The organism is Agromyces mariniharenae (assembly GCF_008122505.1).
Lineage (GTDB): Bacteria > Actinomycetota > Actinomycetes > Actinomycetales > Microbacteriaceae > Agromyces > Agromyces mariniharenae.
This window is the reverse complement of record NZ_VSSB01000002.1, coordinates 755,538-771,376: the sequence shown is the minus strand read 5'-3', so window position 1 is coordinate 771,376 and position 15,839 is coordinate 755,538. Positions and strand designations below refer to the sequence as shown.

The following is a 15,839-nucleotide window of genomic DNA, read 5'->3' as shown; positions in this document are numbered from 1 at the left end:
GGCCCGATTCAGAGGCGCTCGGCGACGTACTCGGTGAGGTCGACGAGGCGGTTGGAGTAGCCCCACTCGTTGTCGTACCAGCCCGAGAGCTTCACCTGGTCGCCGATCACGCGCGTGAGGCCGGCGTCGAAGATGCAGGAGTACGGGTCGGAGACGATGTCGCTCGACACGATCTCGTCCTCGGTGTACTTCAGGATGCCCTTGAGCGGGCCGTCGGCCGCGGCCTTGTAGGCGGCCTTGACCTCGTCGACCGTCACCGGACGCGATGCGGTGACGGTGAGGTCGGTGATCGAGCCGGTGGGGACCGGCACGCGCAGGGCGAAGCCGTCGAGCTTGCCGACGAGCTCGGGCAGCACGAGGCCGATGGCCTTCGCCGCACCGGTCGAGGTCGGGACGATGTTGATGGCGGCGGCGCGGGCGCGGCGCAGGTCCTTGTGGGGGCCGTCCTGCAGGTTCTGGTCGGCCGTGTACGCGTGCACCGTGGTCATGAGGCCGCGCTCGATGCCGAACGCGTCGTTGAAGACCTTCGCCAGCGGCGCGAGGCAGTTCGTGGTGCACGACGCGTTCGAGATGATGTTGTGCTTCTCGGGGTCGTACGAGTCCTCGTTGACGCCCATGACGAAGGTCGCGTCCTCGTCGGTCGCAGGAGCCGAGATGAGGACCTTCTTCGCGCCTGCCTCGAGGTGCTTGCGCGCGTCGGCGGCCTTGGTGAAGAAGCCGGTCGACTCGATGACGATGTCGACGCCGAGCTCGCCCCAGGGCAGGTTCGCGGGGTCACGCTCCGCGAAGGCCTTGATGGCCTTGCCGTTCACGATGATGTGGTCGTCGTCGTAGTCGACGGTCGCGTCGAGGCGACCCGTGACCGAGTCGTACTTCAGCAGGTGCGCGAGCGTCTTGTTGTCGGTGAGGTCGTTCACGGCGACGATCTCGAGGTCGGCGCCCTGGGCCAGGGCGGCGCGGAAGTAGTTGCGGCCGATGCGGCCGAAGCCGTTGATGCCGATCTTTACGGACACGGATGTCTCCTGAATTGACGTGCGCGAATGCGCGGATTCCAAGGTGAGCTATCGGACGGCGGTGTCCCCGGACGGCGCCCGGGGACACCATCCGCTATGACAGTAGCAGCAGCCCTGAGGTCTTCTCGCGTGCGGCCTGGAGGCGCTGCTGGGCGTTGTCCCAGTTGGCGATGTTCCAGAACGCCTTCACGTAATCGGCGCGCACGTTCTGGTAGTCGAGGTAGTACGCGTGCTCCCAGACGTCGAGCATCAGGAGCGGGACGATGCCCGCCGGCAGGTTGCCCTGCTGGTCGAAGAACTGCACGATGATGGGCCGCTGGCCGATCGAGTCCCATGCGAGCACGGCCCAGCCGGAGCCCTGCACGCCGAGCGCGGTCGCGGTGAAGTGCGCCTGGAACTTGTCGAACGAGCCGAACTCGTCGTCGATCGCCGCGGCGAGCTCGCCGGTCGGCTCGTCGCCGCCGTCGGGCGACAGGTTGGTCCAGAAGATCGAGTGGTTGACGTGGCCGCCGAGGTTGAACGCGAGGTCCTTCTCGAGCTTGTTGACGTTGGCGAGATTGCCCGAGTCGCGCGCCTCGGCGAGCTGCGCGAGGGCCGTGTTGGCACCGGTCACGTACGCCTGGTGGTGCTTCGAGTGGTGCAGCTCCATGATCCGGCCGCTGATCGACGGCTCGAGGGCCGCGTAGTCGTACGGGAGATCGGGGAGGGTGTAGTCAGCCATTGCTTCTCCTTGTCAGATGCCGGGGAACCGGGCCTCTGCCCGGCGCGACCGCGGCATCCCCTAGCCTATGCCTGACGCTGCGGGCGCTGCCGGGCCTTGACGCTTTCGGTCATGGCCGACCGGGCATCGGCATCGGATGCCGCGACGCGGCGCCCGGGGCACACGGATGCCGCGCGCCGGCCCCCCGGGCAACGGATGCCGCGATGCGCCCGCTCGCCCGCTCAGTCGTCGAGGTCGGCGGGCAGGCTCGCCTCGGTGCCGGGGACGCCCAACTCCGCGGCGCGCTTGTCGGCCATGGCGAGCAGGCGCCGGATGCGCCCGGCGACGGCGTCCTTCGTCATGGGCGGGTCCGCGTGGTGGCCGAGCTCGTCGAGGCTCGCGTCGCGGTGCGCGAGGCGCAGCTCGCCGGCGTACTTCAGGTGGTCGGGGATGTCGTCGCCGAGCAGCTCCATGGCCCGCTCGACGCGGGCGCACGCGGCCACGGCGGCCTGCGCCGACCGGCGGAGGTTCGCGTCGTCGAAGTTGACCAGGCGGTTGGCGGTGGCGCGCACCTCGCGGCGCTGGCGCAGTTCCTCCCAGTTGCGCACGGTGTCGGTGGCGCCCATGATCGCGAGCATCGCGCTGATCGCCTCGCCGTCGCGGATCACGACGCGGTGCACGCCACGCACCTCGCGGGCCTTCGCCGAGATGCCGAGGCGTCCGGCCGCGCCGACGAGGGCCATGGCCGTCTCGTTGCCGGGGCAGGTGACCTCGAGCGCCGCCGACCGGCCCGGGTCGGTGAGGCTGCCGTGTGCGAGGAACGCGCCGCGCCAGACGGCCGCGACGTCGTCGCGCGAGCCGGTGGTGAGCTTGTTGGGGAGCCCGCGCACGGGGCGGCGGCGGGCGTCGAGCAGGCCGGTCTGACGGGCGAGCGTCTCGCCGCCGTCGAGCACGCGCACCAGGTACTGGTTCTGCCGGCGGATGCCCGACGGCGAGATCACCGAGACGTCGGGTCGCACGCCGTAGAGCTCGCCGAGGTCGCGGGTCACTCGACGGGCGATCGTGGGCGAGTCGAGCTCGGCCTCGATCGCGATACGGCCCGAGATGATGTGCAGTCCGCCCGCGAAGCGCAGCACCGAGGCCAGCTCGGCGGCGCGCACGCTCGTCTTCGACACCTCGACCCGCGCGAGTTCCTCTTTCACGTCGGCGGTCAGCGCCACGTCACGTCCTCTCGTTCATTCATCTGGTGCGGCCGGCTCATTCACGGCCGCGATCGCGGTGCTTCACGCTGACGGCCACGCCCGGGAACGCACCCAGGCGGTCGGCCAGCTCGCGGACGATGGCGACCGAGCGGTGCTTGCCGCCGGTGCATCCGATCGCGATGGTCGCGTGTCGCTTGTTCTCACGTTGGTAGCCCGCGAGCACCGGCTCGAGCGCGGCGGCGTAGGCGTCGATGAACTCGCGCGCGCCGGGCTGGCCGAGCACGTACTCGGCCACCTCGGGGTCCTCGCCGTTGAGGTGCCGGAGCTCGGGGATCCAGAACGGGTTCGGCAGGAACCGCGCGTCGGCGACGAGGTCGGCGTCGGCCGGGAGGCCGTACTTGAAGCCGAAGCTCAGCAGCGTGACACGCAGGCCCGCTCGGCCCTCCTCAGCGAAGGTCTCGGTGATGAGCGTCGCGAGCTGGTGGATGTTGAGGTCGGAGGTGTCGACGACGATGTCGCTCGACTCGCGCAGCTCGGCCAGTCGCCCCCGCTCGGCGCCGATGCCGTCGAGGAGCGTGCCGTTGCCCTGCAGCGGGTGCGGGCGGCGGACCGACTCGAACCGGCGCACGAGCACGGCGTCGGTTGCGTCGAGGAACACGACGCGCACGTTCACCCCCGTGCGCAGCGCCTGGATGATGTCCTGCAGCTCCGAGAAGAAGTCGCGACCGCGCACGTCGACGACGGCCGCGATGCGTGGCAGCGAGGCCCCCGCGCGCTCGACGAGCTCGACGAGCGGACGCAGCATCTGCGGCGGGAGGTTGTCGACGACGTACCAGCCCAGGTCTTCGAGCGCGTTGCCGACGGTCGATCGTCCGGCGCCCGACATCCCGGTGACGATGAGCATCTCCTGCTGGTGCTCAGCCTCGGCTGCCATCGTCTCGAACCCCCTTTTTCGCGTCGACACCCCAGCCTACCGGGGCGCCGACACGCCGTCAGCGTGCAGGTGCGCGTGAACGGTGGCCGCGAGGCTCGGCCCGATGCCCTTCACCTCGGCGATCTCCGTCTCCCCTGCGCCGCGCAGGCGTTTCACCGATCCGAAGTGCTTGAGCAGCTCCCGCACGCGTGCCGGCCCGAGGCCCGGGATCTCGGAGAGCACGGTCGAGATGTCGCGCTTGCGGCGCTGGCGCTGGTGCGTGATCGCGAACCGGTGCGCCTCGTCGCGGACGCGCTGGAAGAGGAACAGCGCGTCGCTGTTGCGCGGCAGGATGACGGGGAAGTCCGCGTCGGGCGTCCAGATCTCCTCGAGCCGCTTGGCGATGCCGCAGAGGTAGATGCCCTCCACGCCCGACTCCTCGAGAGCGCGCGCGGCGGCCGCCACCTGCGGCTGACCGCCGTCGACGACGAGCAGGTTGGGGCGGTAGACGAACTTCCTGCGCCGCTCGGAGACGACCGGGGCATCCGCCGCATCGCCGTCGGCCACGTCGGGGCGAGTGCCCGCACCCGCTGCAGCCGTATCGGATGCCTCGTCGTCGGGCCGCCGCCCGAGGTAGGCGAGCCGGCGCGTGAGCACCTGGTGGATCGAGTCCGTGTCGTCGGTGGAGCTCGGGATGGTGAACCGGCGGTACTCGTCTTTGCGCGCGAGGCCGTCTTCGAAGACGACCATCGACGCGACGATGTTCGTTCCGCTGAGGTGCGAGACGTCGTAGCACTCGATGCGCAACGGCGCGTCGGCCATGCCGAGGGCCTCCTGGATGTCCTCCAGCGCGCGGGAGCGGGTCGTGAAGTCGGCGCTGCGGCGGGTCTTGTAGAGCATCAGGGACTGCTTGGCGTTCTGCGTCGCGGTGGCGAGCAGCTGCGCCTTCGCGCCGCGCTGCGCGACCCGCAGGTGCACGTTGCGACCCGCGAGCCCGCCGAGCCAGGTCTCGAGCGCCTCGGCGTCGTCGGGCAGCTCGGGCACGACCACCTCGCGGGCCGGCGTGAGGTCGTCGCCGTACGCGTTCTGCACGACCACGTCGACGAGTTCGCCGAGCGGCACGTCGAGCTCCTTGTCGACCGTCCACGACCGCTCGCCGCGGATGCGACCGCCGCGCACCATGAACAGGTGCACCGCAGCGGCGAGCTCGTCGTGCTCGATGCCGAACACGTCGAGGTCGACGCGGTCGCCCAGCACCACCGCGCTCTTCTCGAAGAACGCCGTGGCGGCCTGCAGCTGGTCGCGCTTGCGGGCGGCCGTCTCGTAGTCCTGCACGGCCGAGGAGGCCTGCATCTCTCGCTCGAGGTCGCGCACGATGCGCGGGTCCTGGTTCTGCATGAACGCGACGAACCGGTCGACGTTGGCCCGATGCTCCTCGATGGTCACCTTGCCCGAGCACGGCCCGAAGCACCGGCCGATCTGCCCGGCGAAGCACGGCTTGCCGGTCGCCATCGCGCGCCGGTAGTCGCTGTCCTTGCACGTGCGGATCGGGAACAGCTTGATGAGGATCTCGAGCATGTCGGTGACGGCCCACATCTTCGGGTACGGCCCGAAGTAGCGTGCCCCCGGGATGCCGCGCTTGCGCGAGACCATCGCCCGTGGCGCCTCGTCGGCGAGCGTCACGACGAGGTACGGGTACGACTTGTCGTCCTTGAAGCGCACGTTGAACGGTGGCTTCAGCTCGTTGATCCACGTGATCTCGAGGTTGAGCGCCTCGACATCGCTCGCGACGACGGTCCACTCGACGGATGCCGCGCTGAGCACCATGCGGCGGGTGCGCTCGTGCAGGCTGTACAGCGGCGCGAAGTAGTTCGAGAGGCGCGCGCGCAGGTTCTTCGCCTTGCCGACGTAGAGCACGCGGCGGTCGGCGTCGCGGAACCGGTAGACGCCGGGACCCGTGGGGATCTCGCCCGGCCTCGGCCGGTACGGGACGGTGTCTCGTGACAGCGCTGTGCTCATCCGCGTCAGCTGGCGACCTCGACGCGGGCGGATGCCGCGTCGAAGATCTCGCGCAGGAAGTAGCCGGTGTGGCTCTCGGCCACGCGGGCCACCTGCTCGGGCGTGCCGGTCGCGACGACCTGCCCGCCGCCGGAGCCGCCCTCGGGCCCGAGGTCGATGATCCAGTCGGCGGACTTGATGACGTCGAGGTTGTGCTCGATGACGATGACGGTGTTGCCCTTGTCGACGAGCTTGCCCAGCACCTTCAGGAGCTTGCGCACGTCTTCGAAGTGCAGGCCCGTGGTGGGCTCGTCGAGCACGTACACGCTGCGGCCGTTCGAGCGGCGCTGGAGCTCGGTCGCGAGCTTCACGCGCTGCGCCTCGCCGCCCGACAGGGTCGTGGCGCTCTGCCCGAGCTGCACGTAGCCGAGACCGACGTCGACGAGGGTCTTCAGGTACCGGTGGATCGCCGAGATCGGCTCGAAGAACTCGGCCGCCTCGCTGATCGGCATCTCGAGCACCTCGGCGATGTTCTTGCCCTTGTAGTGCACCTGCAGCGTCTCGCGGTTGTACCGCTTGCCGCCGCAGACCTCGCATGCGACGTAGACGTCGGGCAGGAAGTTCATCTCGATCTTGATGGTGCCGTCGCCCGCGCACGCCTCGCAGCGCCCGCCCTTGACGTTGAAGCTGAACCGCCCGGGCAGGTAGCCGCGCGCCTTCGCCTCGGTGGTCTCGGAGAAGAGCGTGCGGATGCGGTCGAACACGCCCGTGTAGGTCGCCGGGTTCGACCGCGGAGTGCGGCCGATCGGCGCCTGGTCGACGTGCACGACCTTGTCGAGCTGCTCGATGCCCGTGACGCGGCGGTGCTTGCCGGGCACCTTGCGGGCGCCGTTGAGCCGGTTCGCGAGCACGCGGTAGAGGATGTCGTTGACGAGCGACGACTTGCCCGAGCCGCTCACCCCGGTGACCGCCGTGAAGGTGCCGAGCGGGAACTCGACGTCGACGCCGCGCAGGTTGTTGGCCTCGGCGCCCTGCACCGAGATCATGCGCGCGGCATCGACGGAACGCCGATGAGCGGGCATCGCGATCTCCTTGCGACCCGACAGGTAGTCACCGGTCAGCGACCGCGAGTTCTTGAGCAGGTCGGCGTAGCTGCCCGAGTGCACGACCGTGCCGCCGTTCACGCCGGCACCCGGCCCGATGTCGACGATCCAGTCGGCCGTGCGGATCGTGTCCTCGTCGTGCTCGACGACGATCAGCGTGTTGCCGAGGTCGCGCAGCGCGACGAGCGTATCGATGAGGCGGCGGTTGTCGCGCTGGTGCAGGCCGATGCTCGGCTCGTCGAGCACGTAGAGCACGCCCGTGAGGCCCGACCCGATCTGCGTCGCGAGCCGGATGCGCTGCGCCTCGCCGCCCGACAGCGTGCCAGCGGCCCGAGCGAGGTCGAGGTAGCTGAGCCCCACCCGGATCAGGAAGTCGAGCCGCACCTTGATCTCGCGGAGCACCTGCGCGCCGATGGCCTGCTCGCGCTCGGTGAGGTGCAGGCGGTCCATGAAGGCGCGGGCGTCGGTGAGGCTGAGCAGGCCGACGTCGGCGATGCTGTGCTCGTGGATGAGCACCGAGAGCACCTCGGGCTTGAGGCGCTTGCCGTCGCACACCGGGCACGGCACCTCGCGGAGGTACTCGGCCCAGCGCGCCCGCTGCACGTCGGTCTCGGCCTGGAGGTACTGCCGCTCGATGTAGGGCACGACGCCCTCGAACCCCGAGGTGTAGCTCATCTCGCGGCCGTAGCGGTTGCGCCAGCGCACCTTGACCTCGAAGTTGTCGCCCCGCAGCACGGCGCCGCGTGCATCGGCCGGGAGCTCCTCCCACGGCGTGTCGAGCGAGAAGCCCAGATCGCGGGCCAGCCCGTCGAGCAGCTTCTCGTAGTAGTTGTAGAGGCTCTTGCCCTGCGAGGTCCACGGCAGGATGACGCCCTCGGCGATGCTGAGGCTCGTGTCGCCCAGCAGCAGCGCCTCGTCGACCGACATGCGCGTGCCGAGGCCGGAGCACTCGGGGCAGGCGCCGAACGGCGCGTTGAACGAGAACGTGCGCGGCTCGATCTCGGTGAGCTGGATCGGGTGCTGGTTGGGGCACGAGAGCTTCTCGGAGAACGTGGTCCACGCGTCGGGCCCGGTCTCGTCGACGAAGTTGACCTGCACGAGCCCGTCGGTGAGCCGCAGGGCCGTCTCGAGCGAGTCGGTGAGGCGGCCGAGGAGTTCGGGTCCGGCGACGAGGCGGTCGATCACGACGGAGATGTCGTGCTTGACCTGCTTCTTCAGGACCGGCGGCTCGTCGAGCCGGATGAGCTCGCCGTCGACGACGGCACGTGAGTAGCCGCCCGCCGCGAGCTCGCGGAACAGGTCGACGAACTCGCCCTTCTTCTGCGACACCACCGGGCTGAGCACCTGGTAGCGCGTGCCCTCTGGCAGCTCCATGAGCTGGTCGGCGATCTGCTGCACGGTCTGCCGCTGGATCTTCTCGCCGCAGACCGGACAGTGCGGCACGCCGATGCGCGCCCAGAGGAGGCGCATGTAGTCGTAGATCTCGGTGATGGTGCCGACCGTCGAGCGCGGGTTGCGGTTCGTCGACTTCTGGTCGATCGAGACCGCCGGGCTCAGCCCCTCGATGAAGTCGACGTCGGGACGGTCGACCTGGCCGAGGAACTGGCGGGCGTAGGCGGAGAGCGACTCGACGTAGCGACGCTGGCCCTCGGCGAAGATCGTGTCGAACGCGAGCGAGGACTTGCCGGAGCCCGAGAGCCCCGTGAACACGACCATGGCATCGCGCGGGATCTCGACGTCGACGTTCTGCAGGTTGTGCACGCGGGCACCGCGGACACTCAGGCGCGAGTGGGCATCGAGACGTGAAACTGGCACCCTCCGAGTCTAGAGAGCGCCACCGACACCGGGTCCGCCGCGGCACGTGCTCTCAGCGAACATACGTTCGATTCTCGCCATCGGGGGGACTCCCCCGGCCTACGTCAGGTGTCCGGCCTTCTCCATCTGCCGCAGCTCCCGCTTGAGCTCGGACACCTCGTCGCGCAGCCGGGCAGCGAGCTCGAACTTCAGCTCGCCGGCGGCCTCGAGCATCTGGTCGTTGAGGTCGCGGATCAGGTCTTCGAGGTCGTTCGCGCCCTCGGCCGCGATGCCCTCGCGGCGGAGGTTCGGCACGGGCGCCTTGGTGCGTCCCTCGCGGCCGGCGAGCAGCGCCGCGGTGTCGGCCTCCTCGCGCGCGAGCACCGCCGTGATGTCGGCGATGCGCTTGCGCAGCGGCTGCGGATCGATGCCGTTCGCCCGGTTGTACTCGAGCTGCTTCTCGCGGCGACGCGTCGTCTCGTCGATCGCGGCCGCCATCGACTCGGTGAGCACGTCGGCGTACATGTGCACCTCGCCCGATACGTTGCGTGCGGCTCGGCCGATGGTCTGGACGAGCGAGGTCGACGATCGCAGGAAGCCCTCCTTGTCGGCGTCGAGGATCGCCACGAGGGACACCTCGGGCAGGTCGAGGCCCTCGCGGAGCAGGTTGATGCCGACCAGCACGTCGTAGACGCCGGCCCGCAGCTCGGTGAGGAGTTCGACGCGGCGGAGCGTGTCGACGTCGGAGTGCAGGTAGCGCACGCGCACGCCGGCCTCGGTGAGGAAGTCGGTGAGCTCCTCGGCCATGCGCTTCGTGAGCGTCGTGACGAGCACGCGCTCGTCGCGCTCGGCGCGGACGCGGATCTCCTCGAGCAGGTCGTCGATCTGGCCCTTCGACGGCTTCACCACGATCTGCGGGTCGACGAGGCCGGTCGGGCGGATGATCTGCTCGACGACGCCGTCGGCGACGCCCATCTCGTAGCGGCCGGGGGTCGCCGAGAGGTACACGGTCTGGCCGACGCGCGCCTTGAACTCGTCCCACTTGAGCGGGCGGTTGTCGATGGCGCTCGGGAGCCGGAACCCGTGCTCGACGAGCGTGCGCTTGCGCGAGGAGTCGCCCTCGTACATCGACCCGATCTGCGGCACGGTGACGTGCGACTCGTCGATGACGACGAGGAAGTCGTCGGCGAAGTAGTCGAGGAGGCAGTGCGGCGCCTCCCCCGGCGCGCGGCCGTCGATGTGCCGCGAGTAGTTCTCGATGCCCGAGCAGAACCCGATCTGCTCCATCATCTCGAGGTCGAACGTGGTGCGCATGCGCAGGCGCTGCGCCTCGAGGAGCTTGCCCTCGCGCTCGAGCTCGGCGAGGCGCTCGTCGAGCTCGTCGCGGATCGTGCCGATCGCCCGCTGCATCACGTCGGTGCTCGCGACGTAGTGCGAGCCCGGGAACACCGGGACGGCATCGAGCTTCGCCACGACCTGCCCGGTGAGCGGGTGCAGGCTGTAGAGCGCCTCGATCTCATCGCCGAACATCTCGATGCGGATGGCCAGCTCCTCGTAGACCGGGATGATCTCGATCGTGTCGCCGCGCACGCGGAACGTGCCGCGCGAGAACGCGAGGTCGTTGCGCTGGTACTGCATGGACACGAACTTGCGGATGAGCCAGTCGCGGTCGACGCGCTGGCCCACCTGGAGCGGCATCATCGCGTTGAGGTACTCCTCGGGCGTGCCGAGGCCGTAGATGCACGACACCGTGGAGACGACGACGACGTCGCGCCGGCTGAGCAGCGAGTTCGTGGTGGAATGCCGCAGCCGCTCGACCTCGGCGTTGATCGACGAGTCCTTCTCGATGAAGGTGTCGGTCTGCGGCACGTAGGCCTCGGGCTGGTAGTAGTCGTAGTAGGAGACGAAGTACTCCACCGCGTTGTTCGGCATCAGCTCGCGGAACTCGGTGGCCAGCTGGGCCGCGAGCGTCTTGTTGTGCGCGAGCACGAGCGTGGGCCGCTGCACCTGCTCGATGAGCCAGGCCGTGGTCGCGGACTTGCCGGTGCCGGTGGCGCCGAGGAGCACCACGTCGGTCTCACCGGCGTTGATGCGGGCGGCGAGGTCGGCGATCGCCGTGGGCTGGTCGCCGCTCGGCTGGTACTCGCTCACGACCTCGAACGGACGGACGGAACGCGTGGCCTGCATGCGTTCAAGTCTAGGTTCGCCCGCCGACACTCCACCCGGCGTGCGCCAGGGGCGAACGCGCGCCGACGCGAGCGGCGGCATCCGCCCGACAGCCCGCCTACGCCCGCGCGCGCTCCTGGCGGATGCGCTGCCAGAGCGCGTCGGTCTGGCTCATGGTGTGCGCCATCGAGCCGTCGGTGTCGATCACCACGTCGGCGATCGAGAGCCGGGCCGTGTTGTCCACCTGCGCGTCCACGCGCGCCTCGGCGTGGATCGGATCGTATCCGCGCTCCTGCACCAGGCGCTCGACCTGCGTGCGTCGCGGCGCGTTCGTCACGACGATGAGGTCGAAGGGGTGGTCGACGGATGCCTCGACGAGCAGCGGCACGTCGTAGACCACCACGGCGTCGGGGTCCTCGGCCTCGGCGCGCTCGATGAGCTTGCGCGACAGCTCGCGGACGGCCGGGTGCACGATCGCGTTGAGCCGCGTGCGCGCGGCGTCGTCGGCGAACACGAGCTCGCCGAGCTTCGGACGGTCGAGCCGGCCGTCGTGCCCCACCACGCCCTCGCCGAACTCGGCGACGATCGCGTCGAACGCGGGCTTGCCGGGCTCGACGACGCGTCGCGCGAGGTCGTCGGCGTCGATGTGCACCGCCCCGTGCTCGACGAGGCGCCTGGCGACCGTGGACTTGCCGGAGGCGATTCCGCCCGTGAGACCGATCAGATACACGCTCACCACTCTATCCGTGCGACACTCGACCCGACGGCGACGCCGGGTCGGCGGGCCGCACGGCCGAGGGGGTGCGGATGCTCGAGCTGCTGACCGGCACGGGCCTCGCGCTCGCGGCCGGGCTCAATGCGTGGATCCCGCTCGTCGTGCTCGGCGCCCTCGACCGCTTCACGGGACTGATCGAGCTCCCGGCTGCATGGGCGTGGCTCGCGAACGAGTGGGTGCTCCTCATCCTCGTCGTGCTGCTCGTGTTCGAGTTCGTCGCCGACAAGGTGCCCGGACTCGACTCCATCAACGACGTGGTGCAGACGTTCGTCCGGCCGACGGCCGGGGGCATCGCGTTCGGCTCGGGCGTCGGCGCGACGACCGTCGCGGTCACCGATCCCGAGGCGTTCTTCGCCTCGCAGCAGTGGGTGCCGATCGCGATCGGCATCGTGCTCGCGCTCGGCGTGCACCTCGCGAAGGCGGCCGCGCGACCGATCGTGAACGCGTCGACGGCCGGCGTCGGCGCGCCAGTCGCGAGCGCCGCGGAGGACGCCGGCAGCTTCACCCTCGCGTTCGCCGCCATCCTCGCGCCCGTCCTCGTGCTGCTCGGCATCGTCGTGATGGCCGCACTCGTCGTGTGGCTCGTGCGCCGGCGCCGCCTGCGGCGCGAGCGGGCTGCGCAGCCGCCGCCCACCGTCGCCGGCTGATCGGTCGGCCGCCGGCGGTCGACCGAGCCGGCACGGGTGCCCCTCCAGACGCCGGAAGGCCGGCCCCCGAGGGGACCGGCCTTCCGTTCGTCGCGGTGCGACTAGTTGTTGCTCGAGAGCTTCTCGCGCAGCGCAGCGAGCGACGCGTCGTCGGCGAGGGTGCCTGCCGCCGCGGAGTCGCTCGAGTACGACGCCGAGCCCGAGAACGAGTCGTCGGCGGCAGCGGCAGCGTTCGCCTGGGCGACCTGCTTCTTGTGCGCCTCCCAACGAGCCTGGGCGGCAGCGTAGTCCTGCTCCCACTTCTCGCGCTGGGCCTCGAAGCCCTCGCGCCACTCGTTCGTCTCGGGGTCGAAGCCCTCGGGGTACTTGTAGTTGCCCTGCTCGTCGTACTCGGTGAGCATGCCGTAGAGCGCCGGGTCGAACTCGGTGCCCTCGGGGTCGACGCCCTCGTTGGCCTGCTTGAGCGAGAGCGAGATGCGGCGACGCTCGAGGTCGATGTCGATGACCTTGACGAAGACCTCCTCGCCGACCGACACGACCTGCTCGGCCAGTTCGACGTGACGACCCGACAGCTCCGAGATGTGCACGAGGCCCTCGATGCCGTCGGCGACGCGGACGAATGCGCCGAACGGGACGAGCTTCGTGACCTTGCCCGGGGTGACCTGGCCGATCGCGTGCGTGCGGGCGAAGACCTGCCACGGGTCCTCCTGCGTCGCCTTGAGCGACAGGGAGACCCGCTCGCGGTCGAGCTCGACGGAGAGCACCTCGACGGTGACCTCCTGGCCGACCTCGACGACCTCGCTGGCGTGCTCGATGTGCTTCCACGACAGCTCGGAGACGTGCACGAGGCCGTCGACGCCGCCGAGGTCGACGAACGCACCGAAGTTGACGATCGACGAGATGACGCCCTTGCGGATCTGGCCCGGGTGGAGGTTCGCGAGGAACGTCGAACGCGACTCGGACTGCGTCTGCTCGAGGAGCGCGCGGCGCGAGAGCACGACGTTGTTGCGGTTCTTGTCGAGCTCGAGGATCTTCGCCTCGATCTCCTGGCCGAGGTACGGCGTGAGGTCGCGGACGCGGCGGAGCTCGATGAGCGAGGCCGGGAGGAAGCCGCGGAGGCCGATGTCGACGATCAGGCCGCCCTTGACGACCTCGATGACCTGGCCGGTCACGACGCCGTCGGCTTCCTTGATCTTCTCCACGTCGCCCCAGGCGCGCTCGTACTGGGCGCGCTTCTTCGACAGGATGAGCCGGCCTTCCTTGTCCTCCTTCTGGAGGACGAGGGCCTCGACGGTGTCGCCGACGCCGACGACCTCGCTGGGGTCGACATCGTGCTTGATGGAAAGCTCGCGGGAGGGGATCACACCCTCGGTCTTGTAGCCGACGTCGAGGAGGACCTCGTCGCGGTCGATCTTCACGACGGTACCCTCGATGAGGTCGCCGTCGTTGAAGAACTTCAGAGTCTTCTCGACCGCGGCGAGGAAATCGTCAGCAGATCCGATGTCGTTGATCGCGACCTGCTTGGGCGCCTTGGTCGTTGCGGTTGTCATGTAGTGAATGCTCCGTAAAGGACAGAATCGAGCCCGTCGCGAAGTAGAGCGTTTATGATTTCCGCGGCGGGCATGCGGACAGGGATGTCACACGCGTGACGCTCCATCCTAACCGACGGCGGAGGCCATCGGCAACCGGACATCGGGCGGCCATCTCGGTCGCCGTGCGACGCGAGACTCAGGGCGTGAGCCCTGGGCCGACCACCCGCATGCGAAGGATTCGTCACGCGGGTGGCGACCCCTCGCGACGGTCAGCCCAGCAGCGCACCGCGCAGCGTGTCGAGCCCGACGCCGCCCAGGTCGAGGGCACGACGGTGGAACTCCCGGATGTCGAACGCGTCGCCCTCGCGGTGCGCGACCTCGTCGCGCAGCTGCTCCCAGATGCGCTGGCCCACCTTGTAGGAGGGAGCCTGCCCCGGCCAGCCGAGGTAGCGGTTCACCTCGAAGCGGACGAAGCCCTCGTTCATGTTCACGTTCTGCGACAGGAATTCGAGCGCGTACGCCCCGTTCCACGGGCCCTCGCCGTCGGGACGCGGCTTGCCGAGGTGCACGCCGATGTCGAGCACGACGCGAGCGGCGCGCATGCGCTGCCCGTCGAGCATGCCGAGCCGGTCCGCGGGATCGTCGAGGTAGCCGAGGCCCTCCATGAGCCGCTCGGCGTAGAGCGCCCAGCCCTCGGCGTGGCCCGAGGTGCCGGCGAGCTGGCGCCGCCACGTGTTGAGCTTGCCGCGGTTCACGACCGCCTGCCCGATCTGCAGGTGGTGGCCCGGAACGCCCTCGTGGTACACCGTGGTGAGCTCGCGCCAGGTGTCGAACTCGGTCACTCCCTCGGGCACCGACCACCACATGCGGCCCGGCCGGCTGAAGTCGTCGCTCGGACCCGTGTAGTAGATGCCGCCCTCCTGCGTCGGCGCGATGAGGCACTCGAGCGTGCGGATCTCGGCGGGGATGTCGAACTGCGTCGCGCCGAGCTCGGCGACGGCGCGGTCGCTCGTCTCCTGCATCCACCGCTGCAGCGCGTCGGTGCCGTGCAGCTTGCGCGCCGGGTCGCCGTCGAGGTGCGCGATGGCCTCCGCGACGGATGCCCCGGGCTTGATCTCGCGGGCGATGGACTCCTGTTCGGCGACCATTCGGGCGAGCTCCTCGATGCCCCACTCGTAGGTCTCGTCGAGGTCGATGACCGCGCCGAGGAACCGACGCGACTGGAGCGCGTACAGCTCGCGCCCGACCGCGTCGCGTTCGCCTGCCTTGGGAGCGAGCTCGCCCTCGAGGAAGTCGGCGAGTGCACCGTAGGCAGACGCCGCCTCGGCCGCCCCGCGCTCGAGCTCGCGGCGCAGCGGCTCGGCGAGCTCGTCGTCTCCGGCCTTGGCGTTCTCGGCGAAGGTCGCGAAGAACCCGTCGGCCTTCGCGATGCGCCGCGCCTGCGCGGCGACCTCGCGCACCTGCCGCACGGCGGGGACGACGCCCTCGCCGATGCCCGACCGGAGGGTGGCGACGTACCCGTCGATCGCGCGCGGCACCTCGCCGAGCCGGGAGGCGATGCGCTCCCAGTCGTCGCGCGAATCGGTGGCCATGATGTCGAACACGTCCCGGATCTCCTGCGCGGGGCTCGCGATCACGTTGAGGTCGCGCAGGTGGAGCTTCGCCTCGTTGCCCTCGAGGTCGAGGGCGAGCTCGCTGCCGAGGTCGGCGACCGTGATGCGATCGACGTCGTCGACCGGATCGGCGGCGCGCAGGGCGGCCAGTGCCCGGCGCGTCTCGTGGACGACCCGCTCGTGGCCCTCGGGTGAGTAGTCGGCGAGCCGGTCGTCGGCCGAGGATCGGCCGATGTACGTGCCGACGGCGGGGTTCAGCTCGACGAGGGTGTCGACCCACCCTTCGGCGATGCGGTCGACGTCGGACGGGATGCGCTCACTCGATGCCATGGGAGCGAGCCTAGGGCACCCCGCCGACGCGCTGCGGACGCCCTGGAGACTGG

11 protein-coding genes are annotated in these 15,839 nt (G+C 69.9%); 1 reads left to right on the top strand and 10 read right to left on the bottom strand.

What is annotated here, in order from left to right; genetic code table 11:
- Window positions 1-8 precede the first annotated feature (8 nt).
- From gap to coaE, 8 genes are all read right to left on the bottom strand, one after another.
- Entirely contained in the window at window positions 9-1,013 is a 1,005-nt protein-coding gene (gap, locus tag FYC51_RS16870; protein ID WP_148734917.1) for a type I glyceraldehyde-3-phosphate dehydrogenase, read from the bottom strand.
- Between the two features lie 94 nt (window positions 1,014-1,107).
- On the bottom strand, window positions 1,108-1,734 hold the full coding sequence (locus FYC51_RS16865) for a superoxide dismutase (protein WP_148734916.1): 627 nt from the start codon (window positions 1,732-1,734) through the stop codon (window positions 1,108-1,110).
- 221 nt (window positions 1,735-1,955) lie between these two features.
- Window positions 1,956-2,933, bottom strand: a complete 978-nt coding sequence (whiA, locus tag FYC51_RS16860) for a DNA-binding protein WhiA (RefSeq protein ID WP_148734915.1) — start codon at window positions 2,931-2,933, stop codon at window positions 1,956-1,958.
- A 37-nt stretch (window positions 2,934-2,970) separates the two neighbouring features.
- Window positions 2,971-3,849 carry an RNase adapter RapZ gene (gene rapZ, locus FYC51_RS16855; protein WP_148734914.1) on the bottom strand — a complete coding sequence of 293 codons (879 nt, stop codon included), beginning with the start codon at window positions 3,847-3,849 and terminating at the stop codon, window positions 2,971-2,973.
- 36 nt (window positions 3,850-3,885) lie between these two features.
- Complete coding sequence (uvrC, locus tag FYC51_RS16850; protein WP_148734913.1) at window positions 3,886-5,847, bottom strand: excinuclease ABC subunit UvrC; 1,962 nt, start codon at window positions 5,845-5,847, stop codon at window positions 3,886-3,888.
- Window positions 5,848-5,852: 5 nt separating this feature from the next.
- Window positions 5,853-8,744 (bottom strand): excinuclease ABC subunit UvrA, encoded by a 2,892-nt coding sequence (gene uvrA, locus FYC51_RS16845; protein WP_148734912.1) that lies wholly within the window; start codon window positions 8,742-8,744, stop codon window positions 5,853-5,855.
- 99 nt (window positions 8,745-8,843) lie between these two features.
- Window positions 8,844-10,910: an excinuclease ABC subunit UvrB gene (gene uvrB, locus FYC51_RS16840; protein ID WP_148734911.1), complete on the bottom strand. Its 2,067-nt coding sequence runs from the start codon at window positions 10,908-10,910 to the stop codon at window positions 8,844-8,846.
- Window positions 10,911-11,007: 97 nt separating this feature from the next.
- Window positions 11,008-11,619, bottom strand: a complete 612-nt coding sequence (coaE, locus tag FYC51_RS16835) for a dephospho-CoA kinase (protein ID WP_148734910.1) — start codon at window positions 11,617-11,619, stop codon at window positions 11,008-11,010.
- A 77-nt stretch (window positions 11,620-11,696) separates the two neighbouring features.
- On the opposite strand from coaE, the gene FYC51_RS16830 reads away from it, so the two are divergent.
- On the top strand, window positions 11,697-12,311 hold the full coding sequence (locus tag FYC51_RS16830; RefSeq protein WP_148734909.1) for a DUF4126 domain-containing protein: 615 nt from the start codon (window positions 11,697-11,699) through the stop codon (window positions 12,309-12,311).
- A gap of 101 nt (window positions 12,312-12,412) precedes the next feature.
- Here FYC51_RS16830 and rpsA read toward each other — a convergent pair whose 3' ends face one another.
- Both rpsA and FYC51_RS16820 read right to left on the bottom strand, forming a co-directional pair.
- The gene (gene rpsA / locus FYC51_RS16825; RefSeq protein ID WP_148734908.1) at window positions 12,413-13,861 is read right to left on the bottom strand and encodes a 30S ribosomal protein S1; all 1,449 of its coding nucleotides are present in this window, start codon (window positions 13,859-13,861) and stop codon (window positions 12,413-12,415) included.
- A 251-nt stretch (window positions 13,862-14,112) separates the two neighbouring features.
- Complete coding sequence (locus FYC51_RS16820; protein ID WP_148734907.1) at window positions 14,113-15,786, bottom strand: DUF885 domain-containing protein; 1,674 nt, start codon at window positions 15,784-15,786, stop codon at window positions 14,113-14,115.
- Between the last annotated feature and the right edge of the window lie 53 nt (window positions 15,787-15,839).